Source organism: Acidobacteriota bacterium, from assembly GCA_020845575.1.
Lineage (GTDB): Bacteria > Acidobacteriota > Vicinamibacteria > Vicinamibacterales > Vicinamibacteraceae > Luteitalea.
Genome location: JADLFL010000008.1, coordinates 51,868 through 77,066, shown reverse-complemented (window position 1 = coordinate 77,066; position 25,199 = coordinate 51,868). Strand labels below are relative to the sequence as shown.

General features: G+C 67.3%; 24 protein-coding genes and 2 other annotated features. Of the genes, 13 read left to right on the top strand and 11 right to left on the bottom strand.

Annotated elements, in window-relative coordinates; all coding sequences use genetic code 11:
- The 3 genes from IT182_01995 to IT182_01985 all read right to left on the bottom strand — a co-directional run.
- A partial coding sequence (locus IT182_01995) for a hypothetical protein (protein ID MCC6162100.1) occupies positions 1 to 292 on the bottom strand: 292 nt, incomplete at its 3' end.
- Positions 289 to 540 carry a helix-turn-helix domain-containing protein gene (locus IT182_01990; protein MCC6162099.1) on the bottom strand — a complete coding sequence of 84 codons (252 nt, stop codon included), beginning with the start codon at positions 538 to 540 and terminating at the stop codon, positions 289 to 291. The genes IT182_01995 and IT182_01990, both read right to left, overlap by 4 nt.
- Entirely contained in the window at positions 537 to 761 is a 225-nt protein-coding gene (locus IT182_01985) for a helix-turn-helix domain-containing protein (GenBank protein MCC6162098.1), read from the bottom strand. The genes IT182_01990 and IT182_01985 overlap by 4 nt, the downstream gene beginning before the upstream one ends.
- 565 nt (positions 762 to 1,326) lie before the next feature.
- Here IT182_01985 and IT182_01980 point away from each other — a divergent pair.
- Positions 1,327 to 1,560: a DUF433 domain-containing protein gene (locus IT182_01980; protein ID MCC6162097.1), complete on the top strand. Its 234-nt coding sequence runs from the start codon at positions 1,327 to 1,329 to the stop codon at positions 1,558 to 1,560.
- Complete coding sequence (locus IT182_01975) at positions 1,557 to 1,946, top strand: DUF5615 family PIN-like protein (protein ID MCC6162096.1); 390 nt, start codon at positions 1,557 to 1,559, stop codon at positions 1,944 to 1,946. The genes IT182_01980 and IT182_01975 overlap by 4 nt, the downstream gene beginning before the upstream one ends.
- Positions 1,947 to 2,736: 790 nt before the next feature.
- On the opposite strand, the gene IT182_01970 is transcribed toward IT182_01975, so the two are convergent.
- On the bottom strand, positions 2,737 to 3,801 hold the full coding sequence (locus tag IT182_01970) for a hypothetical protein (GenBank protein ID MCC6162095.1): 1,065 nt from the start codon (positions 3,799 to 3,801) through the stop codon (positions 2,737 to 2,739).
- On the bottom strand, positions 3,798 to 4,730 hold the full coding sequence (locus IT182_01965) for a hypothetical protein (GenBank protein MCC6162094.1): 933 nt from the start codon (positions 4,728 to 4,730) through the stop codon (positions 3,798 to 3,800). Before IT182_01965 ends, IT182_01970 begins: the two co-directional genes overlap by 4 nt.
- A gap of 180 nt (positions 4,731 to 4,910) precedes the next feature.
- Here IT182_01965 and IT182_01960 point away from each other — a divergent pair, with 180 nt between their 5' ends.
- From IT182_01960 to IT182_01945, 4 genes are all read left to right on the top strand, one after another.
- Complete coding sequence (locus IT182_01960; GenBank protein MCC6162093.1) at positions 4,911 to 5,192, top strand: type II toxin-antitoxin system Phd/YefM family antitoxin; 282 nt, start codon at positions 4,911 to 4,913, stop codon at positions 5,190 to 5,192.
- Positions 5,193 to 5,422: 230 nt separating this feature from the next.
- A protein-coding gene (locus tag IT182_01955) for an IS3 family transposase (GenBank protein ID MCC6162092.1) occupies positions 5,423 to 6,639 on the top strand; the annotation gives its coding sequence in 2 pieces (ribosomal slippage) (positions 5,423 to 5,705 and positions 5,705 to 6,639; 1,218 coding nt in all).
- Positions 5,701 to 5,817 (top strand) — a sequence feature (AL1L pseudoknot). (Overlaps the previous gene by 117 nt.)
- Positions 6,617 to 7,651, top strand: a complete 1,035-nt coding sequence (locus IT182_01950) for an IS256 family transposase (GenBank protein MCC6162091.1) — start codon at positions 6,617 to 6,619, stop codon at positions 7,649 to 7,651. Before IT182_01955 ends, IT182_01950 begins: the two co-directional genes overlap by 23 nt.
- 215 nt (positions 7,652 to 7,866) lie before the next feature.
- Positions 7,867 to 8,466: a hypothetical protein gene (locus IT182_01945; protein ID MCC6162090.1), complete on the top strand. Its 600-nt coding sequence runs from the start codon at positions 7,867 to 7,869 to the stop codon at positions 8,464 to 8,466.
- Here IT182_01945 and IT182_01940 read toward each other — a convergent pair.
- From IT182_01940 to IT182_01930, 3 genes are all read right to left on the bottom strand, one after another.
- Positions 8,463 to 8,675, bottom strand: coding sequence for a hypothetical protein (locus tag IT182_01940; GenBank protein MCC6162089.1), 213 nt, complete (start codon positions 8,673 to 8,675; stop codon positions 8,463 to 8,465). The two genes, IT182_01945 and IT182_01940, sit on opposite strands and share 4 nt — an antisense overlap.
- Positions 8,601 to 8,723 (bottom strand) — a sequence feature (AL1L pseudoknot). It overlaps the preceding gene by 75 nt.
- Positions 8,681 to 9,001 carry a transposase gene (locus IT182_01935; GenBank protein MCC6162088.1) on the bottom strand — a complete coding sequence of 107 codons (321 nt, stop codon included), beginning with the start codon at positions 8,999 to 9,001 and terminating at the stop codon, positions 8,681 to 8,683. Its footprint overlaps the feature before it by 43 nt.
- 81 nt (positions 9,002 to 9,082) lie before the next feature.
- On the bottom strand, positions 9,083 to 10,435 hold the full coding sequence (locus tag IT182_01930; GenBank protein MCC6162087.1) for a hypothetical protein: 1,353 nt from the start codon (positions 10,433 to 10,435) through the stop codon (positions 9,083 to 9,085).
- A gap of 1,035 nt (positions 10,436 to 11,470) precedes the next feature.
- Between IT182_01930 and IT182_01925 the strand changes: the two genes are divergently transcribed.
- From IT182_01925 to nhaA, 5 genes are all read left to right on the top strand, one after another.
- Positions 11,471 to 11,971, top strand: coding sequence for a GNAT family N-acetyltransferase (locus IT182_01925; protein ID MCC6162086.1), 501 nt, complete (start codon positions 11,471 to 11,473; stop codon positions 11,969 to 11,971).
- 183 nt (positions 11,972 to 12,154) lie between these two features.
- Positions 12,155 to 12,334, top strand: coding sequence for a hypothetical protein (locus tag IT182_01920; GenBank protein ID MCC6162085.1), 180 nt, complete (start codon positions 12,155 to 12,157; stop codon positions 12,332 to 12,334).
- Between the two features lie 236 nt (positions 12,335 to 12,570).
- Positions 12,571 to 12,828, top strand: a complete 258-nt coding sequence (locus IT182_01915) for a hypothetical protein (GenBank protein ID MCC6162084.1) — start codon at positions 12,571 to 12,573, stop codon at positions 12,826 to 12,828.
- Between the two features lie 11 nt (positions 12,829 to 12,839).
- Positions 12,840 to 15,641: a cation-translocating P-type ATPase gene (locus tag IT182_01910; GenBank protein ID MCC6162083.1), complete on the top strand. Its 2,802-nt coding sequence runs from the start codon at positions 12,840 to 12,842 to the stop codon at positions 15,639 to 15,641.
- 74 nt (positions 15,642 to 15,715) lie between these two features.
- Positions 15,716 to 18,013: a Na+/H+ antiporter NhaA gene (nhaA, locus tag IT182_01905; GenBank protein ID MCC6162082.1), complete on the top strand. Its 2,298-nt coding sequence runs from the start codon at positions 15,716 to 15,718 to the stop codon at positions 18,011 to 18,013.
- A gap of 269 nt (positions 18,014 to 18,282) precedes the next feature.
- Here nhaA and IT182_01900 read toward each other — a convergent pair whose 3' ends face one another.
- Genes IT182_01900 through IT182_01890 form a run of 3 tightly spaced genes read right to left on the bottom strand, consistent with a single transcriptional unit; the run spans position 18,283 to position 23,166 of the window.
- The gene (locus IT182_01900) at positions 18,283 to 20,436 is read right to left on the bottom strand and encodes a M28 family peptidase (GenBank protein ID MCC6162081.1); all 2,154 of its coding nucleotides are present in this window, start codon (positions 20,434 to 20,436) and stop codon (positions 18,283 to 18,285) included.
- A 2-nt stretch (positions 20,437 to 20,438) separates the two neighbouring features.
- Positions 20,439 to 22,097: a M20/M25/M40 family metallo-hydrolase gene (locus IT182_01895; GenBank protein MCC6162080.1), complete on the bottom strand. Its 1,659-nt coding sequence runs from the start codon at positions 22,095 to 22,097 to the stop codon at positions 20,439 to 20,441.
- A 31-nt stretch (positions 22,098 to 22,128) separates the two neighbouring features.
- Positions 22,129 to 23,166: an NAD(P)-dependent alcohol dehydrogenase gene (locus IT182_01890; protein ID MCC6162079.1), complete on the bottom strand. Its 1,038-nt coding sequence runs from the start codon at positions 23,164 to 23,166 to the stop codon at positions 22,129 to 22,131.
- 388 nt (positions 23,167 to 23,554) lie between these two features.
- Between IT182_01890 and IT182_01885 the strand changes: the two genes are divergently transcribed.
- Both IT182_01885 and IT182_01880 read left to right on the top strand, forming a co-directional pair.
- The gene (locus IT182_01885) at positions 23,555 to 24,775 is read left to right on the top strand and encodes a PQQ-dependent sugar dehydrogenase (GenBank protein ID MCC6162078.1); all 1,221 of its coding nucleotides are present in this window, start codon (positions 23,555 to 23,557) and stop codon (positions 24,773 to 24,775) included.
- 125 nt (positions 24,776 to 24,900) lie between these two features.
- Complete coding sequence (locus tag IT182_01880) at positions 24,901 to 25,074, top strand: hypothetical protein (GenBank protein ID MCC6162077.1); 174 nt, start codon at positions 24,901 to 24,903, stop codon at positions 25,072 to 25,074.
- The last annotated feature ends 125 nt before the right edge of the window (positions 25,075 to 25,199 follow it).

Genomic DNA, 25,199 nt, shown 5'->3' with positions numbered 1-25,199 from the left:
GAGGCACATCGCCGAAGTAGCGCTTCAGCGAGATGAGCCGCTCTTCCTCGAACTCGATCGTCCGCGGCGAGCAGTGCAGGCGCTTCCCCTCGATGTAGGCGTCGACGGCCTCGAACAGCCGCTTTGGCCCCTGCGCATGTGTCGGGACTGCGCCGTGGCCGGCGTCCTCGATGAGCTGGCGCTCCTTGCGCTTCGCGTCCTGCAGGTTCGTCGTATCGAGGCGCTTGCGGTAGCGGCGACCATCGACCGTGAAGTCCGCCCAGTACTGGCGTCCGCGCTTCCACAGGCTCATGACTGGAGCTCCTCGGTGCCGAACCGTCGATCGTGCGAGAGTGCCACGGTGGCGTCAACGGCGCTGGCGCGCACGAAGTCCTCGAGGTCAGCCGGCAGGTAGCGCACGGCGCGGCCGAGGCGCAGGAACCGTGGGCCCTGACCACGATGCCGCCAGGCGCGCAGCGTGGCGACCGACAGGCCGAGCAGCTCGGAGACCTCGCGCTCGGTCAACGCGCGTGTTGCGTAACGAATCGTCTGGACGTTCATGACGCCGCTCCGTCCTGCACGCTCGTCGCCGGCCGAGCGCCTCTCGGTTCGCGTGCGTGCTGTTCCATCCAGGCATCGATCCAGATTGGCCGCAGCCGGATCGTGCGGCGGCCGCTGATTCGCACGTGCCGGAGTTCCTTCCGCTCGCACGCGGTGTAGATCGTGTCCCGACTCACATTCGCGTAGTCGGCGCCTTCGCCGACCGTCAGCCATGTCCTCATGGTGCACCTCGCAAGCTGTTGCCGAACGTCCACGGATGGCGCGCTCGAACGCGAGGGGCTGTCAGCCCGTCGCGTCGTTGGCAGTTGCGCGAGATGCTGGCGGTTGTGCCGAACAGCGTCTGCGGAGGCAACGCGCCTGCGCAGTGTGCGCGGCTGGAAGCCACGCGTGTCAAAGCCGTGCGGTGCGCTGGCGTACTGCCTCCTCGAATCGCCAGCCAACGACCGGGCTTTCGGTACCGCCGCGACGCACCGATGGAGCGGGTCGCATACGGTAGCGGATCTCCGAGCCACGGCACTCACGTGCGCGCCGGAGTGGCAACCGTGCTAGTGAAGGAGTGTGCTGCTGGCGGGAGCCCTGAGGCTGCCGTCCATCAGCAACCCGCGCGGAGTGTCACTCGCGCGGGAGGTGTGCAGTAGGGCCCGGACGATGAGGACAGCCTACGCCTGGCGCGGCGCGCGGTCAATGGGGAAGATTCGCCCATGGACAGCCGCAGGCCTGGAGGCAGCGCCTCGGGTTGGAGCCGATCCCTTCCCACCGTAGAATGGACCGACAAGGACACGCCACATGGCCGAAGACCTCATCGTTGCCCACCCGCAGATTCTCGACGGTAAGCCTTGCGTTCGAGGCACGCGTCTGAGCGTCGAGTTCCTGCTGGAACTGGCCGCCAGCGGGGCCACGTCCGAGCAGATCCTTGCGCAGTATCCGCAACTCACGGCCGAGGGGCTCTCCGCGGCGTTTCGCTACGCCGCGAACGCGCTGCGCGGTGATCGGACGTGGGACCTGCGGATTACCGCGTGAAACCGCTGGACTTCCCGCTCCTCGCAGACGAGAACATCGCGCCGGATGTCGTCAGTGGCCTTCGCTCTCGTGGCCACGACGTGCGGTCGGTGTGGGACGAGGCGCTGGTCGGCCGACCTGATGCCGACGTGCTCGAAACCGCAACTCGTCTCGGGCGCGTCGTGGTCACGCATGATGTTGCCTTCGGCCGCTCCGCGATCCGGACCGGGACGTCATTCGTCGGGATCGTGTATCTCCGCCCAGGTCACATCTTCGCAGCGTTCGTGCTCGACATCATCGATGCCCTTCGCGCGTCCACCGTGGATGTCCAGTCGCCGTTCATCGCGATCGCGGAGCGTCAACAGTCGACAGTACGCGTCCGCGTGCGGACGACGCCGCCCTGGTAACAACGGTAGTCGCTGGCCATCACGCAACTGCCAAGACACCATCTGCGCGCAGGCGCGGTCAAGGCCGCAGCCGCACACATTTCAGGCGGGCAGAGCGAAGCGACGCGCCTTGACGGCGCCGAGCACAGATCGAGACTCGAATGCGTGATGGCTGGCGGCCCCGGTTGCGTCGAATCTCCGGGCCAACGACCGAGCACGTCCTTCCCGCACGATCGAGCCACGAACCGTGCGGGCAACCTTACCAATACCCGGTGCGACATCTGCGGTAGCAAGCAGCGGCGCGCCCGGTCACGATCGACGCCCACAGCGGCATCGACACGGGCACCGGCAGCCATGGCGTGAGCGACCCCTCCGGACTCGCGTGGGACGAAATGCAGGGCGCCAGCCGGGGTCGCCTCACGCCATGGTTTCCTGTATTGGCGCTTGTCCGCGCACCGGCAGGAGGGCGGCATAGAGCGCCGCCCAGGGGCAGCGTCGGAGGTTCATCGCGGCGAAGCGGCGAGCGCACAGGCGGTTATCCCGGCCGACGTCAGGCAGCGGTCATCGCCGGTGGTCAGTTCCGCAGGGGTAGGCAGAATCGCGCGAAGGGGACGACCTGCGAAATCGAGGTGGTCCCCAGGGGTTGTCCTCGACTATTCCGTCTTGGCGGCGGCATCGCACGCGAGGATGTGTCGACAGCGGGCGCAGTGGAAGCGCTCCGGCGCACGGTGATTGGACGGCCGGCAATACTATGCCGTCTTCGCATACTTCTGCCATCGGAAAGGAGGTGTACGGCGTATCCCCGGCCGCGTCAGGCGACGTCGACCAAGGGGGAGAGATGCAGGTACTGGCGCGAGAGCTCGACGCACTCGACGTGGCCCAATCCGCGTTCCAGCGCGTCGGAAAGGACGTTGGAATCCGCGAACCGGAGCGTCCGCTCGGGATCGGCAAGCCACTGGTGATACAGGGCGCGGAACCGCGGCGCTGATGTCAGGCGGACGTCCTCCTGGTACCGGGCGTACGGCGGCTCCGGGTTCGGCTCGGCAAGCCGTCGCCGCTGCTGGAACATCTCCTCGATCATGGAGACGTTCCGACCCCTGGCGGCTCCCACCAGGTGCTCACGCGCCGCGTGCAGGTAGCTCTGGCGCGCTCGGACGAGGGGCTTCGGCAATAGCAGCCGGATGGTCCAGCGGCTCAGCTGACGCAGTAGTGGGATGTGCCGCAGAAGGAACAGCCTGAAGTCCCACGGGACGGGCGTCGTCACGAGGTACATGAAGACGTGATGGTCGCTGCGCTCGCGGTCGTCGCCGATGGGAAGCTTGTCCGGGAAGTGGCGATAGATCCGTGACGCGCCGTCGCCGAATCGCAGCTGCGGCATGTCGATCAGCTCGAACCGATCGCGGAGGTGATCCTGGAAGTGGTGTCGCTTATCCACCGCGGACGCCAGCCAGATCATCGAACGGTCATCGAGGACCGCATCGAGCAGCATCACGCGCTCGATGAGGCGCCCTGGTGCGGCGCGCTTCCGGAAGCGGCTGTCGGGCTCGCGGATGGCGGTCCACAGTGGCTTGTAGTGGACGTGGAACATCCGGCCTCGATGCAGCTTGCCCGGCGTCACCGGCGTTGCGAGGCGGCGACCGACGAGAGTGCGGATGAAGTTCGTGCTCTTCTGCCCGTGGGCGATGCCGGCGAACTGGCAGTACTGCCGTTCGAGGAAGACGCCGGCGTGCAGCAGGACCTCCAGAAGGAAGCGGGACTGACGCTCCGTGAAACCGAACGCGGCAATCGCGTGCAGGCGCTCCGCGTTCGTCTCTTCGAGAGACCAGTACCTGGGCGCCGGAGGGAGCGGTGTCGGTTCGAGCGGGAGCGTGCTCATACGAACTCTTCGGCGAGCCGGGGGCTCCGGCCACCACTGCCACCGCGCCCGCCGACACTGGATCCGCTCGACGCGTAGCAACTGAAGCCGGACTTCGCAGCGCCAGCCGCATGAGCGCCGCGATAGTGCGGCGTCACGATCTCCAGGTCTTCGAAGCGATCGAGCCCGTCGCGGTCTTCGTACTCGACGCGCGCGTCAGGGAAGTGCACGTGCCCGTCCTGCTCGTACGGACGGTTGCGTTCCTGCGCCCATCGCACGATCTCCTCGGCATCCCGGTCGGGGCGTCCGTCGCAGTCCCGCTTGCCGCGATTGCGCTCGTGCAGGAACCGCTGGTAGTCACGCTTCATCTCGTAGTCGAGGACGACGCGCCTGACGTGCCCACCACGGTCGCGAATGCGTTCCTCGGCGCGCTCGTAGGCGCGGTAGACCTTCACGTCATGGGTCAACTCGGGCGGCTTCCTGAGACCGGCGTAGAACTCCTGCCGGTCATGCGTTCGCTCGTCGCGCGGGATCGATCGGTTGGCTTCGAGCAGATCACGGCCACGGTCGGTAAGGACGACGGCGCGGTCGTTGGCGTCGAGTGGCGACCGTCGAATCAGCCCCGAGTCTTCGAGGTGACGCATGCTCTGATGCGGCTTCCGGGCATCGTCGCGCAGCGCCGTCAGGTCGTGTTCGGCGACAACACGGAACGAGCCGACCGTCGCCAGCATGCGGGCCTCGGAGCCGTCGATGTCGTAGACGCGATCGCGGTCGCGGACGCGTTCCCGTTCGCGACCATCCGGCAGGTTGAGGTCGCGAATGAAGGGGTCGCGAGCCTCGCGGTCTCGACGGTCAGGCGCGTCGCCACCGCCGCGGCCGCCGCGATCGAGGTCGCGGCCCCGATCTCGGTCATCGCGCTCATCGTCGCGCGGGTCGTAGCGATCCAACATGCGTCACCTCCTCGTCATGCAGCGACTATGGGGCGTTCGCTGGGGCGCTGCAATTGATCGCCGGACGTTGTCGGAGCGCTTCGGGTGGTGGTGGACGCTCTGTCTGGTCACCGTGCTGTCTTGCTCAAGCCGTGGGCTCCGTGAGAGCATCAGATTCAGTGCGAATCAGATGAGGACATGATGCTGGACCTTGCCAACGACATCCGGTCGCTCAGTGACTTCAAGCGCAACACCGTTGACCTGCTGGAGCGCATCCGCAAGACGGGCAATCCGATGGTTCTGACCATCAATGGGAAGGCCGAGCTCGTGGTCCAGGCCGCCGAGGCGTATCAGGGGCTGCTCGATCGGATCGAAGCGATCGAGGGGATTCAGCGTGGCCTGGCCGACGTGAAGGCTGGCCGTACGAGACCGGCGAAGCAAGTCTTCACCCGGCCGCGACGCAAGCATGGCATACCGGGTTGAGATCGCCCGGAGCGCGGCAGCCGACCTCGAAGAGTTGTACCTCTGGGGGGTAGTGCGCGCGCCGCACCACGGGAGCGAAATGGTACCCGCGGTGGGGTTGCTCAAGGACCCGATACTGGCGCCAAATGGATGCATCATCCGCTGAAGAATCTGGCGGCCGGTGACGATGGCTATCCATAGTGAACCGTCCCGGGTTTTTCGGAGGGCTGATTCCTTGAGAGGATTAGCCCATGGCAAGACCGAGGAAGTATTCCCCTGAAGTCAGAGAGCGAGCCGTCCACATGGTTCGCGAACATGGTCCGGAGCATCCGTCGCAGTGGGCGGCGATCACCTCGATCGCCAGCAAGTTCGGTTGCACGGCCGAGACCCTGCGGAATTGGGTCCGCCAGGCTGAACGCGACCGCGGGCAGCGTGGCGGCCTGACGACGGATGAGCGCCAGCGGCTCACGCAGTTGGAGCGTGACAACCGCGAGCTGACGCGTGCCAATGAGATCCTGCGGAAGGCGTCGGCGTTTTTCGCCCAGGCGGAGCTCGACCGCCGACCGAAGAAATGATCCGCTTCATCGACGGACACCGTGCGACGTATGGGGTCGAGCCGATCTGCCGCGTGTTGCCGATCGCCCCGTCGACGTACTTCCGAGTCCATGCGCAGCAGCGGGACGCGACGAAACGCTCGGCTCGCGCGAAGCGCGATGCCGAGCTCCGTCTCGCGATTCAGCGGGTGCACGCGGATACCTTCGGCGTCTATGGGCCGCGGAAGGTCTGGCGGCAGTTGGTCCGGGAGGGCCACAACGTGGCCCGCTGCACGGTCGAGCGCCTCATGCGCGAGATGGGGTTGGCTGGCGTGGTACGGGGCCGGGCATGGAAGGTCACGACCCAGTCTCAGCCCGCTCTTGATCGTCCCACCGACCTGGTCGACCGCACGTTCGAGGCCACGCGACCGAACCAGCTCTGGGTCGCGGACTTCACCTACGTGGCGACCTGGGCTGGGTTTGTGTACGTCGCGTTTGTCATCGATGTGTTCGCGCGACGGATCGTGGGCTGGCGCGTGTCGTCGTCGATGCGCACGGACTTCGTGTTGGACGCGCTGGAGCAGGCGATCTGCGCTCGCGGCGGCGCGCCGCCGGCCGGCCTCGTGCACCACAGCGATCACGGTTCGCAATATCTCTCGATGCGGTACACGGATCGCCTGGCGGATGAGGGCATCGCTCCGTCCGTGGGTAGTCGCGGCGACGCGTACGACAACGCCCTGGCCGAATCCGTGATCGGGCTCTTCAAGACGGAGGTGATTCAGCGACTGGGACCGTGGCGGCATCTGGACGGCGTGGAGATCGCCACGCTGACGTGGGTCGATTGGTTCAATACGCGGCGGCTGCTTGAGCCAATCGGGTACGTGCCGCCCGCGGAGTACGAAGCGCAGTACTATGAGCAGGCCGCCGTGGCCTGACTCAATTAACTCGCCCTCCGAGATTCCCGGTACGATTCACATCAACTTCCCGTCGCTGCTGCAGCCGCGCCGCCGCGCCGAGCACGCCTTGCTGGCCGTCGTGCAGGAGGCCTACGTGCACGGCGTCTCGACGCACAAGGTCGACGACCTGGTCAAAGCGCTGGGCGTCGACGGGATCTCCAAGTCGGACGTGTCGCGCATTTGCGCCGAGCTCGATACCACGGTCGCCGCGTTTCGCACACGGCCCCTCACGGGCGAGTATCGCTACGTGTGGCTGGACGCGACGTACCACAAGGTGCGCGTGGACGGCCGTGTGATCAGCCAGGCCACCGTCGTCGCCGTCGGCGTGACCAGCGACGGCGAGCGCCAGGTGCTCGGGCTCGATGTCGGCCCGTCCGAGGAGAAGGCCTTCTGGACCGCGTTTCTGCGCAGTCTCGTGAAGCGGGGCCTCAAGGGCGTGCGCCTGGTGATCTCGGACGCGCACGAGGGACTCAGGCACGCGATCAGCACGGTGCTGAGCGGCACCACCTGGCAGCGCTGTCGCGTGCACTTCATGCGCAACCTGCTCGCCACCGTGCCGCATGGCGCCCGCGAGGCGATTGCGGCGATCGGGCGGACCATCTTTGCGCAGCCGGATCATGCGTCGGCACTCGCGCAACTGCGGAAGGTGGCGGAGGGATTGCGGACGCGCTTCACCAAGGCGGCGGCGCTGCTCGAAGACGCGGCGGAGGACGTGCTGGCGTATCGGCACCTGCCGCTTGAGCATCAGCGACAGCTGCACAGCACGAATCCGCTGGAGCGGCTCAACACGGAGATCACGCGGCGGTCGCAGGTCGTCGGCATCTTTCCCAACCCGGCGGCCGTCATCCGCCTGGTCGGCGCCGTCCTACTCGAGCAGGACGACGAATGGGCCGTCGCTGAACGCCGCTACTTCAGCGCCGAGTCGATGTCGCAGCCCACAGCGGCCGCACTGTCGACCACCGCGCAGGAGAGCATGCAGACGCTCGCGTAGCCGGGCACACGCTCACGAACGACGCCGATCAATTTCCACCACTTGACGGGACACTACCGAACATGATGTGCGTGACCGCTTTTCGATCCGCTACTGGCCCGCCGATATCGTGCTGAGCACGCTCGCTTCATGTGGACTCGAACGGATCGCAGACGTGTCGGAGCGCTTTGCGGCGACAGGTTCGCGGTACTTCATCTGCCGTCGTTGGGCCTGAGATGAGTCCTCCTCGACGACACCCCATTCGTGCAGGAATCACGCGCGAGGCAGCCATCGACTGGCTCGTCTTCCTCAGCAACCGTCGTGGCGGTGTGCTGTTCATGACCGACGGCTGGTTCAAGCCGCACAGGGCGCGGCTTCTCGATCTCCTTCCGCCAGTGCTCGATGACGACCACGCGGCTGGGCTGCTGGCGGTGCTGTACAAGCAGAGAGAGATGCATCAGTTCATGACCTGGCTCGAGGCACAGCCGTGGCCGTGGACCGATGTAGACACGTTGCTGTCCGAGTTCGCGCGCATCCGGCTGGAGAAGCGGCGAGAAGAAGGCTTCTTCCCCTGGGAAGACGTCGAGGCCTGTCGTGGTTGCACGAGCCGCCCATCGTCCTTCGGAGGTGAAACCGATGGGCACAGCGGGCCGCCGGAGGACAAGTCCCAGCTCGACGGTTGCCACGGGTGCGGCAGGACCGCGGAGCAACTCGAGTGGATCTACTTCCAGAGTCCGGCGTGGACATGGCAAGAGCACTGTGGCCGTGCCGGCTGGATGGGCATCTGCGCCTACTGCCGCTTCCAGATCCACTGCTACATCGACGTAATGAGTTAGTTGGAGTGTGGAGCGGTGTGGTGGTGCTCGTCGTAGACGCGCTGGATCTCGACACGTAGCGTGTCATCGCGTCGCGCACGCGCAGAGCGCCGGGTCGGGTCGGCGGCCTGCCGGCGGTGGCGGTGATAGGTGGACGGGGCGATCGCCAGCAGCGTGCAGATCGACTCGACCCCGTACTGCGCCCGATGCGCGTCGATGAACGACACCATCGTGGCTACGTGCTCCGGCGGTCGAGCTCCGCCTGGGCGGAATACGCGGACGCCTTGCGTAGGATCTCGTTGGCCCGCTTCAGCTCGCGCACCTCCCGCTCCAACGCCTTGAGCCGCTCCCGCTCGCTCGTCGTCAGGCCCTGGCGATGCCCCGTGTCCCGCTGGGCCTGCCGCACCCACTTGCGCAGCGTCTCCGCCGTACATCCGAGTTTCGGCGCGATCGACCGCAGCACTGCCCACTCCGAGGTGTGGGCCTCGCGGTGCTCTTCGACCATACGGACGGCGCGCTCACGCACCTCCGGTGAAAACTGACTTGGACGTCCCATCGACCCCATCCTCCCAGGAAAAGGAGGTCTCCGAGAAAGTCGGTGCGCTTCAGAGCCCCTTCTTCACGCGCACGCTCCAGGTCAGGGGTTGACTATCCGGAGGTTCGTTGGCGGCGAAGGCGACGTCGGCGATGGAGGTGTCGCGCCGCCGAACTCGAACGCCCCGCGATCCCACGCGCCGTCGCCGCCCCGAAGGGCGCCGGTCATGTCCCGATCGTACGGGTGGCCCAGCGTGGCGCCAGCCACGGGGCCGGTCAGTCGGAAGTCGCCACCTCCCGGGTTCACGAACGGCGGGGACGAAGTGTAGACGGAGTTGTTGTCACAGACGTTCGCCGTGCAGCCCGCGAACGCCCCGCCGGAGAGATACCAGATGTTGTTGGATGCCACCGTGCCTGTGCGCGCTCCCGGGAAGCGGATCGTGTGGTTCCCCGATGCGGCGGCACTGACGATGGTGTTGTTGTAGACGACCACGTTGTTGGCGGGCGAACCGGCGGCTGTCAGCCCTCCATCACCGCCGATGAAGATCACGCCGTCGCTGACGGCGTCGACAGCCGTACGCCATATGAGATTGCCGTAGATCTGGCTGCCGTCGAAGGCGCCGTTGCCGCCGTCCCACATGCCGATGTCCGCCGTGCAGCCCTCGCGTGCCGGCCCGTTCTGACAGCCGTTCTTGAGCACGTTGTAGCGGATGACGATATCGGATGCCCGCACCTGGCCGCGAATCGTTTCCTTGTTCCAATTCGGCCCGATCCAACTGTATTCAATGACGATGTTCGACGCGCCAGCCAGCTGGAATGGTATCCGGTTCACGTTGTGGACGTGGCTGCGTGTAATCACCCAGTGCGACAACACGGACCCGAACCCGCCGAGATAGAACCCGTGGTCGGGGTTGCCGGCGTTGTAAGACGTGCTGGCCGGACCACCGACATCCACATAACGAAAGGTCATGTGGCTGGACCCGGTGCCATGGTTGATCGTGTTGGCGACAACCTCGCTCAGGCGAAAGCCGTACGCGCCGGTGTCGGACCAGTTGTTCTCGTCGCGTACCTGGCCGTCGAACGTCCAGTAGTCGGTCACCGCGAAAATGGTGCCGAAGCTCGCCTGTCCGTCACCGTAGGCAGAACTCCAACCGACATCGGTCCCATGGTCGGACGCGGTCGCTTTCCTGAAGGTGATGGCGGCTGTGCCAGAGGTCGCGCGAGCGAGCGTCATCGAGCCATAGCTGCCGTCGGCGATGTAATAGGTGTCTCCGCGCGCGAGATTGCCGACGGCGCAGGTGCCCGTGAAGCCAGGGCACGCGTTGGTCCAGTCGGCGCCACTTCCGCTCCCCGTCGCTCCGGCACGAACGTAGCGTTCGGCGGCCGTCGCCGTGGCAGACAGGAGGCAGAACGTCAGCACGAGACAGCGAACCAGGCACGCCCCAAGGGGGTGCATGAAAAGCGCCTGGCCCTGGTAGAGGCGCACAGCGTGACCGCATGCGCGACTGGCGCAACTGGCGGTTCGGAGATCGATGCCGACGTGCCGCATCCCCGGGCCCTTCTCGGGAAGCGCGGCGCCGGGCTTCGTGAGCCTCTCAGTGCCAGTGACGAGGGGTTCGACGATCTGCACGGTCATCAGCGAACCCCAGGGGCGAGGTGTGTCGAGTTCACGGCAGCCACCGCGATGCCGGCGTCGAATGGCAACCGTGCGAGAGAGGCTCCGCGTGTCGACCGAGCTTTCGATCTACGGGTGCTCCACGCGTTCGTCCTGTCGGAGTCATCGGCGTGCATCGTTCTTCTTCATTCAATCGGACAACGCTCGCGCCGCTGCAGGGCGAGGGCTCGCGTGCCCAGGTAGCGCCAACAGGCCTGGCCCTGTTGCATTGCCGGCGCTTCCGCGGCGGCGGACCAGGAGCTCCACGCCAGGGCACCCGGCACACGAAAAGGAGCTGTTCCTCGTCGACGGGGCTTCGCACATGGACCTGTATGACGGCGCCGGCCGTGACGCAGTGCTCGGCAAGATCACGCCGTTCTTCCGGAACCATCTCTGAAGGCCAGTGCGCAGCGGAGTCCGTGCGTCCTTGCACTCCCGGGGCGACCCATGTCTCCCGCCCGCTGCCTCCCGTGATGACGAAGCCGCAGGCCGGCCACACGCGCGTGATGGTCGGCGACGACGTGCAGTTCCCGGCGCCGCAGATCAACGGCGGTGTATCCCGCGGTCACGCTGCGCCGCACCCATCGAACAGCGACGCTTGTTCGCGGGATACACTACCGGGCGTTGGGCGTCGCATTCTGAGAACGACCGCCAATGACTGAATCAACTCGAGATGCCACGGCTACCACCGAGCTGGTCGTTGCTGCCAGCGACCTTGCTTCTGGCGCCTCAACTCGCAATGACCGCAACGCCTGACCGCCAAAGGATCGAAAGGACCGAGGCGCGGAGAAGCCGGGTCGCCGAGCCCGGGTCGTTGATAGTGCTCCGCGCGTGCTCATGAACATACGCCAAGCCGATAAGGCAGATGAGGATGCCATCTGGGGCATTTTCCGCGCGGTCATCGCTCCCGGCGATACCTACGTCTTTGCCCCGGACATGCCCCGCGAGGAGGCGTTGGCGTACTGGTTCCGCGCCGGCACCCACACCTACGTGGCCGAGAGCGACGGACGCGTCGTCGGCACCTACATCCTCAAGGCCAATCAGCCAGCGCGTGGCAGTCATGTCGCCAACGCTGCGTTCATGGTTTCGCCGTCCGCTCGCGGTCTCGGCACCGGCCGACGTATGGGCGAGCACTGCCTCGCCGAAGCTCGCCGGCTCGGTTTCCGCGCCATGCAATTCAACTTCGTGGTCGCCACGAACGAGCCAGCCGTGCGCCTCTGGCAGCAGCTTGGCTTTCACATTGTCGGCACGTTGCCCAGCGCGTTTCATCACGCTCAACGAGGCTTCGTCGATGCTCATGTCATGTTCCGGACCCTCGAAGCCGCCGCCGAAGATTGATCCCGGATCAATCCCGGATTGTTCACGAAGCGGATTGACACGAGCTGGCGACGTGCCCTGAGACCCAGCAGGACCAGCGGCGCCGGGTGGGTGGAGGCTGTGGTACCGCGGGCCGGGCGCCCGACGTGCCGTGTCTGCCGGCACCGACGTTCGGCGACGAGGGGATGCCGGCACGCCTCGCTCGTGCTGCCGCCGGGACGTGCGTGTGGCAGGACGGGCGACGCGCGGGTGGCGTCGCGCCGGCGCGCGATGATCTGCCAGGTGTCGAGGGCGGCTGGTGCGCTGCAGCTCACCGCCGGGCAGATGTCCCGACTCGAGGCGATCACTCCGGCCATCGGCGATCATCACGATCCGCCGGGATGAAGCTGCTGAACCGCTGAGGCGCGTGGTCGGGTGCAACGATGGCCCGATGCCATTGGCGTCGACGGATGAATGTTGCGTCGCATGCCGGGTCCGTCGCGAGTACGATGCACTACTGGCGGTGTATCTGGCGATCTCTGGTGGCGAACTCCTCTCCGGCCGGATATCTGGCACACGGCTCGACAAGTTCGTCCGGCATGGCTGCAGGAACGGTTCACTGATTGATGCCCGACCCCGACATGATTCTGCCGGTGTCCGACGTGCTCGGCCACCAGTTGCCGCGCCTCCGGCCGGCCACGCGTAGTCGATCGCGCGCGCGGCTTGGTCCCGCGCCGCTCACGTCGGAGGCGGTCTGCCACGACTTCCACGTCTTCCGCCACGTCAGTAGGGCAAAGGCACTGATGAGCGCTGTCGGTCGCGGCGATGGCCACGAAGTCCTGCCTGCCGGACAGGATCGTCAGCGGCGCGCTGCGGCAGTGTGGCGGCCGACCACGTGAAGGAGCCTCTGATGCCGCCCACCGAAAGCGAAGGGTCGAACCCGAGCCAGGCGTACCGCCGACGCATCGACGAGGTCGTCGCTGCGCTCGGAACAGACACTCGGCTGGGGCTCGGCGATGCCGACGCGAGACGTCGCCTCGATCGCTACGGGAAGAACGAGCTCGCGGTCGACGCGCCCGCGCCTCGATGGCGACGGTTTGTCGCGCAGTTCCAGGATGTGCTCGTCATCCTGCTGCTTGTGGCCACCGCGATCTCGGCGGGTCTGTGGGCCTACGAGCGTGATGCGGCACTCCCGTACGAGGCGCTCGCCATCTTCGCCGTCGTTCTGCTGAACGCGACGATGGGCTACATCCAGGAGTCGCGCGCCGAGGCGGCCGTGGCCGCGCTTCGGGCGATGTCGGCAGCGGATGCCACCGTCATCCGAGACGGAGCGCGCCGGAGCATCCCGGCCGCCGACCTCGTGCCAGGCGACCTCATGCTGATCGAGGAAGGAGACACGATCGCCGCCGACGCGCGTCTGATCGAGTCAGCCGCGCTGCAGACGGCCGAAGCCGCGCTGACCGGCGAGAGCCTGCCGGTCACCAAGGATCCCGCGCCGATTGCCGACGAGGTACCACTCGGGGACCGCGACAACATGGTGTTCAGCGGCACCGCCGCGACCTACGGTCATGGCACGGCCGTCGTGACCGCCACCGGCATGCACACGGAGATGGGGCGCATCGCGGGGTTGCTGACACACACGCCCGATGACCCCACCCCGCTGCAGCGAGAGCTCGACCGAACCGGAAAGCTCCTTGGCGCAGTGGTGGTTGCGATCGCGGTGATCATGATCGTGACCATCGTGATCGTCGAAGATGTGCGAAGCGCAGCGGGCCTGTTCGATGTGCTCATTCTCGGCGTCGCGTTGGCGGTGGCCGCCGTACCCGAAGGCCTGCCCGCTGTCGTCACGGCGGTGCTGTCGATGGGCGTGCAGCGCATGGCCAGGCGCAACGCCATCGTGCGCCACCTGTCGGCGGTCGAGACGCTCGGCTCGGCCAGCGTCATCGCGTCCGACAAGACGGGCACGCTCACGAAGAACGAGATGACGGTGACGGTCGTGGTGACCGCCAGCGGGCGCGTCACCTTCGACGGCTCTGGCTACGAGCCGTCCGGTGACGTCCGCCGCGACGGAGGTGGACCCGTGGACGGGCCACTTCGCGTCGAGCTCGAACGCGCCCTCGCCGTCGCCGATCGCGCCAACAACGCGACGCTCCAGGAGCATGAGGGACGATGGACGGTGCAGGGGGATCCCACGGAAGGCGCGCTGCTCGTCGCCGCGCGCAAGGCCGGCCTCGAAGGACTCGAGGAGCGCCTGCCACGCGTCGGCGAGGTGCCGTTCTCCTCCGAGCGAAAGCTGATGAGCACGCTGCACCGCGAGACCGACCAACCCCATCGCGGCCTCGTGCTGACCAAGGGCGCGCCGGACGTCCTGCTGGCGCGATGCTCGCATGAGGTGGTCGGCGAGACGCCGCGAGCACTGTCGCACGAACGCCGGCAGCAGATCGCGGAGACCAACGACGCACTCGCCGGACAAGCCCTGCGCACGCTGGGTGTCGCGGGTCGCTGGCTTCCCCCGGACGCGCTGGCGGCACACGAGGGGCATCCGGATGAACGGCTCGAGCAGAACCTGGCCTTTGCCGGCCTCATCGGCATCATCGACCCGCCACGCGCCGAAGCGAAGCAGGCCGTCGCGCGCGCGAAGAGTGCTGGCATTCGCGCCCTGATGATTACGGGGGACCATCCCCGCACGGCGGCCGTCATTGCGAGAGCGCTCGGCATCGCCAACGACGATGGCGCCATGACCGGCGCTGAACTCGACGCGCTGTCGACCGACGTCGGACCGCGTCTCGCGAACATCTCGGTGTATGCGCGCGTGAACCCGGAACACAAGCTGCGCATCGTCGAGGCGCTCCGCCGGACGGGTGCGGTGGTCGCGATGACGGGTGACGGGGTCAACGACGCACCCGCGTTGAAGAGAGCCGACATCGGCATCGCGATGGGTATCACCGGCACCGACGTGTCCAAGGAAGCGGCGGACATCGTGCTGGCCGACGACAACTTCGCCACGATCGTCGCGGCGGTCGAAGAGGGCCGGGCCATCTTCGCCAACATCCGCAAGTTCCTGCGCTACCTGCTGTCCTCCAACATCGGAGAAGTCCTCACGATGTTCTTCGGGGTACTGCTGGCGAAACAGATCGGGCTGGAAACGACGCCTGGCGCCGTCGTGCTCCCGCTCCTGGCGACGCAGATCCTCTGGATCAACCTGGTGACCGACGGGCTGCCGGCGCTGGCACTGGGCGTCGATCCGCCCGATGACGGGCTGATGCACCAGCCCCCTCGTCCAGCGGGCGAGCCGGTGATCACCGCACGCATGTGGCGCGGCATCGTCTTTGTCGGCATCATCATGGCCGTGGGCACGCTGACGGTCCTCGATGCCTCGATGCCCGGGGGGCTCATCGACGGTGCCGGCGATCTGCGGTACGGCCAGACGATGGCGTTCACGACGCTCATGCTCTTTCAGGTGGTCAACGTGGTGAACGCTCGATCCGACCAACAGAGCGCGTTCGTGCACCTCTTGACCAACGGCTGGCTGTGGGCCGCCCTTGGCGTGTCTCTGGCGCTTCAGTGCTGCGTCGTGTACCTGCCGTTCCTTCAACGCGCGTTCGGCACGACCGCCTTGAGTGGTTGGGACTGGTTGTTCTGCGCAACGGTCGCCAGTTCGGTCCTGTGGCTCAGAGAGATGAACAAGGCCATCACACGGGCGCGGCACTGACACCACCCTCACTTGGGCCAGAAAACGGCATCATGGTTTCAGGAATGACGCGCAGGCTGGCGAGTCCGGAGCTCATGGCTGCGGCTCTCCTGCTGCTGGGCACCGTGGCCGCCCTGGCCTGGGCGAATTCGCTCGTGGGCGACACCTACGCGACGTTCTGGCACACCGAGGTCGCGGTGCGCCTGGGCGGTGCCGAGCTGTCGCTGAGTCTGCACCACCTGGTCAACGACGGCCTGATGACGTTCTTCTTCTTCATCGTCGGCCTGGAGGTGAAGCGGGAACTGGTGCTGGGCGAATTGGCTGACAGGCGACGGGCGGTGGTGCCGATCCTGGCCGCCGTCATGGGCCTGATCGTGCCGGCGCTGGTGTATGTGCTGATCAACCGGGGCACCGAGGCCGCCTCCGCCTGGGGCATGGTGATCTCCACCGACACGGCCTTCCTGCTCGGGGTCCTCGCACTCCTCGGGCGGGGTTGCCCCATCCCGTTGCGCGTCTTTCTGCTGGCGCTCGCCGTCGTCGACGATATCGGCGCGCTGGCCGCGATCGCCATCTTCTACACCGACACCCTGCACTTCGGATACCTGGCGCTCGCCGCGGCGGGCGTGGTGCTCATGCTGGGCCTGCGGTGGGTCAACGTGTGGCGGGGGCCGCCCTATCTGGTGCTTGCAGTCGCATCGTGGATCGTGTTGTACATGAGCGGCGTCCACGCCACGCTGCTGGGCGTGGCCATCGCGCTGATTACGCCTGCCTACCGGGTCCGGCGGCAAGAGGTCGCGGAGGTCAGGCGGCTGACCCACACGTATCTGCAACACCCGCATCCCGGCCATGCCCACGCGGCGCGCTTGTCGATCGAGCGATCGGTGCCGGTGGGCGAACGACTGCAGGCGTTGTGGCGGCCGTGGATCGACTACGTCTTCGTCCCGTTGTTCGCCGTCGCGAATGCCGGCGTCGTGCTGGGTGGTGACGCGCTGACGTCGGCCGCGGCGTCCCCAGTCACGCTGGGGGTCATCGCCGGGCTCGTGCTGGGAAAGCCGGTCGGCATCCTGCTGGGCTGCGCCCTGGCCGTGGGCTTCAGGCTGGGCGAGCTTCCCCCGGGCCTGACCAGACTGCAACTGGCAGGTGGGGCCGTTCTGACCGGCATCGGGTTCACGATCTCGCTGCTGATCGTCGGGCGCGCGATCCCCGACCCGGCGCTCGCCGACCAGGCGCGCGTCGGGATTCTCGTGGCGTCGCTGCTGGCGGGCGTGCTGGGGTTCTCGCTGCTGTGGCTGGCGGCGCGCCGCGTGCCACAGGTGCAGGCGGAATCGATGACACTGCAGCCGCCGGTCGACGTCGCACGTGACCATCTCCGCGGACCGGCGCACGCGCCGCTCACCCTGGTTGGCTTTGGTGACTTCCGGGCACCGTTCCAGGGCTGGGGAGCCATCGCCGAGTTGAGCGAACGATTCGGCGACCGGCTGCGCTATGTCTTTCGCCATGCCCCGCCCTCCGAGCAGTACGCGCACCTGGCGGCCGAAGCGTCCGAAGCCGCAGGTGCACAGGGCCGGTTCTGGGAGATGCACGACCGGCTGTTCCAGCACGCAGGACCGCTCGACGCCGCCGATCTCCTCGACCACGCCACGGCGCTGGGGCTTGACGTGCCCCGGTTCGCGAGAGAGGTGGGCTCAGGCCAGCACCGGCGCAGGGTCGACGAGGACCTCGCGTCGGCTCGTGCCAGCGGCGTCGATGCGTCTCGCAGCTACTTCGTCAACGGGCGGCGTCACACCGGGGCCCACGACGCCCAGTCGCTGGCCGCCGCGTTGCTGGCGACCTCCGGCGAGTCTGCGGTCGCCTCACCAGCGGCGCAGACAGCGCCGCCACGTCCCCCCCGTGTGGACGCCTGGAATCCCCGGGACGAGCTGACGCACCTGCCGGAGGACATGGCGGAAACGCCCAACGTCGTCGTCGAACAGGCGCGGTTGACCGACGCACAACTGGAGCGCATCGCGAAAGTGGCGCAGCGGCGCCGCATCGACCGCGGTGATGTCCTGTGTCGGCCCGGCGATGCCGAGGTCGCCCTCTACGTCGTTCTCTCCGGGGCCGTGGCGACGATCGGCGACGACGGTACGACCACCCAGCGGGTGGTTCGCGTGCATCACGCACGACGCTCCTTCGTGGCGCCTGATCTGCAGCGCAGACAGCGCATCCTGTGGGCGGTCATCGTCATTCGCGCGGGCGAGGTGCTGCGCGTGCCCGCCGAACGCCTGCACTCGCTGCTCGTTGGTGACCCCGAGTTGCGCGACCTGCTGGCGCGCGCCTTTCTGCTTCGGGAAGCCATGAGCTCGGAGTCCACGCGCGACGAGCCATCCACACCGGGAGGCGTCACGCCATGACCACCATCCCCTGAACGGAGCGCGCGTGAGAGGGTGCACGTCGCCGCGGGAGGCGCCGCGTCGTGCTGCGGAACCTCGGGCAACTGCCGCCTGCAACAGGAAGCGGACGACCGCATCCATCGGTGCGGTCGGTCTGTCGCTACAGCTACGGACTGCCGCGGCGCGGGGCGCGGAGTGACGTCGGCATCGGCGAGCCTCGACGCCTACTTGATCGCACCGACGCCCATGAGGCACGTGTTGCCGACGTCGAGGACGTGGGTGCCGAGGGACTATTTCGCGGTCAACGTGACGCCGCCGATCCGCTCCATCGCACGGAGGTAGGCGAGGAGATCATCGGCCGGCAGCGGATCGAACTCACCCGCGAGGAAATCGCGGATCTGCAGGACCGTCCGGTCGCCCTTCTGCAACAGGAGGTCGAGCTCCGCGCGCATGTGCTGCGGCAGCTTCGTCTCCACCGACGCCACGAGCGCGCGGTCGGCAGGCGGCAGGCTGTCGAGCAGCGGCTGGTTGCGTCCGCGCCGTCCCAGCATCCGGCCACCCGGCACGCGCGCCGCGACGATGCGGGACGCTTCGACCTCGGCGGCCGTGCGTGTGGGCTCGACGGGCGTCACGCCGAGTTGCTGCGCGCGCAGCGCGTGATACGCCGTGATGTCGGCCTGCAGTGCCGCGGCACGGCCATCCACCAGCGGCAGGAGCGTCGCCAGCGATCGTGTGCCTCCTGTCGCATCGGCGAAGAGGTCCTTCACCGACGCCAGGACCGCGCGCTCCACGCCCTGCTGATGCGCGACGGCGTTCTTCGCCTCCGCGTACGCAATGGGGAGCGAGGCCGCGTCGGTGGCGTCGGCGAGATACCCGAGCCCCTTGCGTTCGGCGGTGCCGAGGCGCTCGGTGCCGCGCGCGAGTGATTCACCCGCGACCTTGATCGCAGTGGCGTCGCCTGCCGACGCGAGCAGCGACAGCGAGGCGGTCCCCACGACGGCGGCCCGACGGAACTGCGTCGGGTCGAGCTTGTCTGGCGTGTCCTGCGACGAGTGGTACCACATGTCGGGCCATGTGATGAACATGAGCGCGGGCACGCCCCGCTGCATGTAGACGACGTGGTCGCTCGACCCATAGTGCTTCTCCACGCTGATGTAGAAGGGATCCTGGCTGCCGTTGGGCGAGAGGATCGGCAGCGTGAAGCGGTAGCCGTTGTCGCGGAAGCGCACGCGTTCCTGGTTGATGGCGGCGACCCACTCCATGACACTCTGGCCGACGTCGTTCAGGTACGTCGGGAACGTGTCGGGCGTGCGGTGCAGCACCCAGCGGCTCCCGCTCCGCGCGAGGCCGAGGCCTTCCATGTCGAAGTTCAGATCGGCGATGAGCGTTCTGGCCACTTCCGGATGGGCGTCGAGCCACGCGTTCGTGCCGCTGATCTCCGGCACCCACAGGAAGTGGACGGTGCGCCGCGGCCGAGGCAGCTTGCCCTCCTTGATCAGCCGGATATACGTCCGGCCCATCTCGAGGATCAGCCCGGATCCCGACGCATCGTCGTTGGCGCCCTGCTTGATGTAGCCCTCGTGCAGGTGCGCCGAGATGACGACCGCCTGGTCCGTGCTGCCGTCGCCCTTGATAGTGGCGTGGACGGTCTCGAGCTCGCCCGGGAACGTCTCGGCGCGGACGATCGATCGGACCGTGAGCGACTGTCCCTTGCCGAGCGTGTCGGCCAGTTCGCGTCCCACGCGCGGCGAGACGATCCAGCCGAAGCCGGGCGTCCGCCCCTGCGGTGCGTTGCCGCCGATGCTCGCCGAGAGGATGGCATCGGGGTAGGACTCCGGACGCAGCGCGTTCCAGCTGATGACGCCCACGGCGCCGCGCTCGAACACGGCGAGCCGCTGGAGCGTGGTGGCCGTGGCCGACCCCAGGACCACCTTGCCCTTCACGTCCTTGTGGGCGTAGTCCTCTGGACGTTCGCCGACTCCCACGTCGACGACCTCTGCTGTGACGTCGCCGTTCTCGCTGTTGGGCGCGAGCGAGATGGCCACGTCGTGGATGTCGTACAGCTTCCGGGTCTCGGGTGCGGTGATCCACAGCTCGCCCTGCCAACCTTGCCACGAGCGCTGCGCGGTCGGGAACGACTCGACCTTCACATCGTCGAACCCGTACTCGGTGGCGAAGCGCGCGATGACCTCGTTCTCGCGGAAGTGTCCTTCGTATTCGGCCCGCGAGCGGATGCGCGGGTAGGGCACCAGCTCCAGCACGTGGTGCATGGCGCGCTCGCCCGAGGCTTCGTTGATGATGGCCCGCAGCTGGTCCCACGGCAGCAGCGTCCGGTCCTCGCGCTCCTGAGCGGAGGTGCTTCCACCCAGGAGCGTGAAGCCGGCGATGGCTACGGTGATGGTCGAACAGGCGAGTCTCGTCAGGGTACGTGTCGTGATGCGCATGATTACGGCCGCGACGTCGTGCCGGAGGTGGCCGGCGCCGCGGAGGTGGTGGGACCAGCCGGCGGTCCCGGCTTCGCTGGAATCGTCTCGCGCGTGACCCGGGGCAGCTTCTCGTCGCGAGTGGCGAGATGATACACGGCGGCCGCCACGGCCTCGGCCGACTGGATGGCGTCGCTCTCGATGATGCGTTCGTAGGTGTCGAGATTGGTGTGCCAGGTGTGCGACTGGTACTCGATGGGATCCTGGCCGACGCTGATGCCCGGGAGGCCTGCTTCGTTGAACGACGTGTGGTCGGAGCCGCCGCGCGCGCGCGATCGCGTGGTGGTGGCGCCGAGCAGACCGTTCGCGCGGAAGGGCACCGTCACGGCGTCGAGAATCGCGGCCGTTTCGGGAGGGCCGAACACCGTCAGTGACCGCGCCTTGCCCGTGCCCATGTCGACGTTGAAGTAGCCGTTGAAGTGCTCGAACTCCGGCTTCGGGTTCTCGAACGAACCGTAGTGCTCGGCCACGTACGCCTGCGAGCCGAGCAGGCCCTGCTCTTCACCGCTCCAGAGCACCACGCGGATGGTGCGGCGCGGCTTCGCGCCCACAGCCTGCAGGATGCGGATCGCCTCCAGCATCACCGCGGATCCGATGGCGTTGTCTGTGGCGCCCGTCGCCGCGTGCCACGAGTCGAGATGCCCACCGAGCAGCACCACTTCCCGGGCCTTGTCGGTGCCGGGAATCTCGGCGACCACGGTGTACTGCGTGCTGCCCTCGGGGTGGACCGTGTTGACGATCGTGGCCTCGAGCTCGACGGAACGGCCGCCGTCGAGCAGGCGGGCGATGCGGCCGTAGTCCTCGTTGCGCACGACGATGGTGGGCACCGCGCGGCTCACATCGAACGTCCGGTTGTTGAACGCGCGGATGCGGCCGTGCTCGAAGCCGGCGTCGTTGAGCCGCAGCGCCGCGCCCTCGGCGACGAGGAACGCGTTGACCTGGTTGTCGGTCTCGATGGACGTCAGCGCGCCGGGACGCGGCGTGGCAGCGGCACGTGGCGGACCGAACGCGCCGCCCGAGCCCGACAGCTGCGCGCGGACGTCGGCGTCATCCCGACGCTTGGCCACGGGGTTGAAGGCGACGCCGGGCGATGCCGGACGGCCGACGAGCACGGCACGGCCCTTCAGCGTGCCGCGGAGCGCATCGAGCGCGGCGTCGAGCTCGGCCTGCGTCGGGCTCGCCGGTACCTCGATGAGGAGGGCCGATGCGGTGACCGTCCCTGGCGTCCCCGGCGTCCACGCCAACGGCTCCACCACCAGCGAGTCCTTCACGGGCGAGGTCAGGAACACGGCCGTCCTCTCGTTGGCCCACCCCGGGTGCCCGAAGCTCCAGGGCTCCAGGTGCGCATTCTTCAGGCCCCACGTCGTCGCCTGCCGGAGGAGCCAGTCCTGCGCGGCGCGCAGGTTGGGCGAGCCGGTGAGCCGTGGCCCGTACACGTCGGTCAGCACGTGCAGCGTCTTCAGGATCTGCGAGTGCTCGTGGGCTTCGCGCCGGATCTTCCAGAGCACGTCCTGATCGACGCGTTCGGCCGAGATCGAGGCCGGCTGGGCACGCAGGGCGGCGCCGGAAACCAGGGTGAGTACCAGCGCCGAAGCGATGCCCAACACTCGTCGAGTCTGCATGCGGCGCATGCTACAGCAACGCTGGCCGGGCTCACGCACCCGGGACGAGCACCGCACGCCCTCGAATGCCACCCTCTTTCAGCGTGCGATACACCTCGACCGCCTGCGTCAGCGGGAATTCGATGGTTTCGGCGTGGATCCGTCCGTCGCGCGCCATCGCAATCACTTCCATCAGTTCGATGCGGGATCCCCAGTAGGGAATACTCATCGTCGTGCCGTACGGCGTGCTGCCGTGACGGAAGTCGTGATGCCCACTGCCCAAGCCGAGAATCGTCCAGATGCTGTTGCGCCCGAGAACGCGGGCACCCAGATCGATGGTCGATTGCACGCCGACGCAATCGAGCACGAGCCCGGCACCACGCGGACCGACGATCCGGAGAATCCGCTCCGCAGCGGCATCGACATCGCTGTTGTTGACGATGTCGTCTGCGCCGAGTTCCTTGGCCTGCTGCAAGCGGCCGTCGTTCACGTCTGCGGCCACGATGCGCACGGGCGCAAGCACCCGCAGCAGTTGTACCGCCATGTGCCCGAGCCCACCAACGCCGAGGACGACGACGGTGGTGCCGGCGTGGAGTGCGGGCAGCGCTCGCTTGATCGCGTGATAGGGCGTGAGTGCGGCGTCACTCAACGGCGCGGCTCTGGCGGGACTCAGGTCTCCGAGCCCGACCAGCAGGCGAGCCGAAGGCACCAGCATGTATTCGGCCATGCCGCCATCGGAACCCAGTCCGCCGCCGAAGGTCCCCATCTGCGCCCAGTTCTCGCAGTAGTTCTCCATCGAGAGCTGACACGCGTGGCAGCGACCGCACCCCCATGGACCGTACACGGCCACGGCGTCGCCTTCCTTGAACCCCGTGACGCCTTGTCCAAGTCCTGCCACCCACCCGGCATTCTCATGACCGAGCGTGAACGGAGGCGTGAACCCCAGTTCCTCCTCCATGACGTGCAGGTCCGAATGGCAGACGCCAGCACCGCCAATCTTGATCAGGACCTGGCCAGGACCCGGCGCGGGCGTGGGCACGTCCTCGAGTCTGGCTGGGAAACCGACACCGACGAACCGGACAGCTTGCATGATGAATCTCCTCTGCGCCGAGTGGTACCGCCGTTCTGGGCCTGCAGCGACGCTACCACAACGTCACGTCGAGGACGGGGCCACGTGGACCTTGCGTTGAAGAGACGACCACGAGCATGTTCAGCTCGCAAGGAGCGCTTCGTGCCCGCCGTGGAATGCCCGCCGCGGAACGGGTGACCGCTTCCCCGAACGTCGTGGTCCATGGAAGGCTTTCGGGCAGTCGATTGTTGAATGGCACTCATAGCGCCATGTGGATTCGACGGTCTATTCCGTTGCCGTGCGGACGGCTACCCTGAAAGGGCGCGAGCAGAGCGCCGGAACCGGTTTCGAGGAGACGACTGTCGTGTACAGATTCAAACGACCATTCACCCCAAGGACGAAGACTGCCGTGTCGGTGTCGATCGCACTGGCGGTCGCCGTTGGCGTCTCTGTGGGCGCCGGTTCGGTGGCGTCGCAGACTGCGCCCGTGCAGACGGCGCCTCAGAATGCGCCGCATCTCGAGCGGGCGTTCGACGAGCAGACGCGCGCGCCAGAACGCCGGTCCGGCGTCGCATTCGATACCGTGACCATCGCGAGTGGCCTCGAGAATCCCTGGGGCATCGCCTTCCTCCCGAATGGACGGTTTCTCGTGACAGAGAAGCCGGGACGACTGCGCGTGGTGGAGGCCACTGGTGCGCTGTCGGAACCGGTGGCGGGCGTACCCGCCGTGGATGCGCGAGGACAGGGCGGGCTGCTGGGTGTGGCGCTCGATCCGGAGTTTGCCAACAACGGGCTGGTCTACTGGAGCTATGCGGAAGGTCGAGACGACGACACCAACAACACCGCCGTTGCGCGTGGCCGCCTGACGGTGGGCGCCGGCGCGCCGCGCCTGGAGGACGTACAGGTCATCTTCCGGCAGGCCCCGTCGCTCGGCTCGAGGCTCCATTTCGGCAGTCGACTGGTGTTCGAGCGCGGCGGCAACACGCTATTTGTCACACTCGGCGATCGCTCGATCCTGCCGGGACGGATGCAGGCGCAGCAGATGGACAGCCTCCTCGGAAAGGTCGTGCGCATCAATCGCGACGGTTCGATTCCCGGGGACAACCCCTTGGTCGGAAAGGACGGCGTTCGGCCGGAGATCTGGTCGTACGGCCATCGCAACGTACAAGGCGCGACGCTCAACCCGGCGACGGGCGAGTTGTGGACGATCGAGCACGGTCCGCGAGGCGGCGACGAACTCAACATCGCGCGGAAGGGCAGGGACTATGGCTGGCCCACGATCACGTACGGCATCGAGTACGACGGTCGGCCCATCGGCGAGAGCCTGACGCAGCAGGCGAACATGGAACAGCCGGTCTACTACTGGGATCCCGTGATCGCACCTGGTGGCATGACGTTCTACACCGGCGCGCTCTTCCCTGCGTGGCGCAACAGCCTGTTCATTGGTGGCCTGGCGTCCCGCGCTCTCGTTCGTCTCACAGTGGAAGGGGAACGGGTGACCGGCGAAGAGCGTTTGCTGGCGGACCTGAACGCCCGCATTCGTGACGTGGCTCAGGGGCCTGACGGCGCACTCTACCTTCTGACCGACGAACAGAACGGCAGGCTGCTCAAGCTCGTCCCGAAGCCCTGAGCGACGTCCATCCCGAGCCGTGGCAGCCACAACCTGTCTATCCCGACGGAGAACGCCGGCACGACGTTCTCGTCAACCTGGCACCGGACGCGCCGTGGCTGCCACCGAACGAGGGGACCCACTACGTGCGCGACACCGACAAGGAACTCGGCTACGGGCTGACGCACAAGTGGTATGCGCAGGCCTCGTACCCTGATGATCTGACGTCCCTGAAGGCGTCGTGCAGCAGCGGTCCGCTCCCGACGCTCGACTATGGCGTCACACTGCGCCTGCGCTGCGACCGCTCGGGATTGAACTGATCGTCAACTGGGCTGGCGCGTCGCTCCGGTCGCCCTGCCAGGGAAGCGCGCGAGTTCGGGCTCGTGCGCGTCATCGAGGACCACCGTGTCGATCGAACGAACCCCTCCTGTGCGTCTCGATGGCT

Coding starts and splice junctions, on each gene's coding strand:
- IT182_01990 (MCC6162099.1), bottom strand. CDS start 540: ATGAACGTCCAGACGATTCGTTACGCAACACGCGCGTTGACCGAGCGC.
- IT182_01985 (MCC6162098.1), bottom strand. CDS start 761: ATGAGGACATGGCTGACGGTCGGCGAAGGCGCCGACTACGCGAATGTG.
- IT182_01980 (MCC6162097.1), top strand. CDS start 1,327: ATGGCCGAAGACCTCATCGTTGCCCACCCGCAGATTCTCGACGGTAAG.
- IT182_01970 (MCC6162095.1), bottom strand. CDS start 3,801: ATGAGCACGCTCCCGCTCGAACCGACACCGCTCCCTCCGGCGCCCAGG.
- IT182_01965 (MCC6162094.1), bottom strand. CDS start 4,730: ATGTTGGATCGCTACGACCCGCGCGACGATGAGCGCGATGACCGAGAT.
- IT182_01960 (MCC6162093.1), top strand. CDS start 4,911: ATGCTGGACCTTGCCAACGACATCCGGTCGCTCAGTGACTTCAAGCGC.
- IT182_01950 (MCC6162091.1), top strand. CDS start 6,617: ATGAGCAGGCCGCCGTGGCCTGACTCAATTAACTCGCCCTCCGAGATT.
- IT182_01945 (MCC6162090.1), top strand. CDS start 7,867: ATGAGTCCTCCTCGACGACACCCCATTCGTGCAGGAATCACGCGCGAG.
- IT182_01940 (MCC6162089.1), bottom strand. CDS start 8,675: ATGGTGTCGTTCATCGACGCGCATCGGGCGCAGTACGGGGTCGAGTCG.
- IT182_01935 (MCC6162088.1), bottom strand. CDS start 9,001: ATGGGACGTCCAAGTCAGTTTTCACCGGAGGTGCGTGAGCGCGCCGTC.
- IT182_01930 (MCC6162087.1), bottom strand. CDS start 10,435: ATGCACCCCCTTGGGGCGTGCCTGGTTCGCTGTCTCGTGCTGACGTTC.
- IT182_01925 (MCC6162086.1), top strand. CDS start 11,471: ATGAACATACGCCAAGCCGATAAGGCAGATGAGGATGCCATCTGGGGC.
- IT182_01915 (MCC6162084.1), top strand. CDS start 12,571: ATGATTCTGCCGGTGTCCGACGTGCTCGGCCACCAGTTGCCGCGCCTC.
- IT182_01910 (MCC6162083.1), top strand. CDS start 12,840: ATGCCGCCCACCGAAAGCGAAGGGTCGAACCCGAGCCAGGCGTACCGC.
- nhaA (MCC6162082.1), top strand. CDS start 15,716: ATGGCTGCGGCTCTCCTGCTGCTGGGCACCGTGGCCGCCCTGGCCTGG.
- IT182_01900 (MCC6162081.1), bottom strand. CDS start 20,436: ATGCGCATCACGACACGTACCCTGACGAGACTCGCCTGTTCGACCATC.
- IT182_01895 (MCC6162080.1), bottom strand. CDS start 22,097: ATGCAGACTCGACGAGTGTTGGGCATCGCTTCGGCGCTGGTACTCACC.
- IT182_01890 (MCC6162079.1), bottom strand. CDS start 23,166: ATGCAAGCTGTCCGGTTCGTCGGTGTCGGTTTCCCAGCCAGACTCGAG.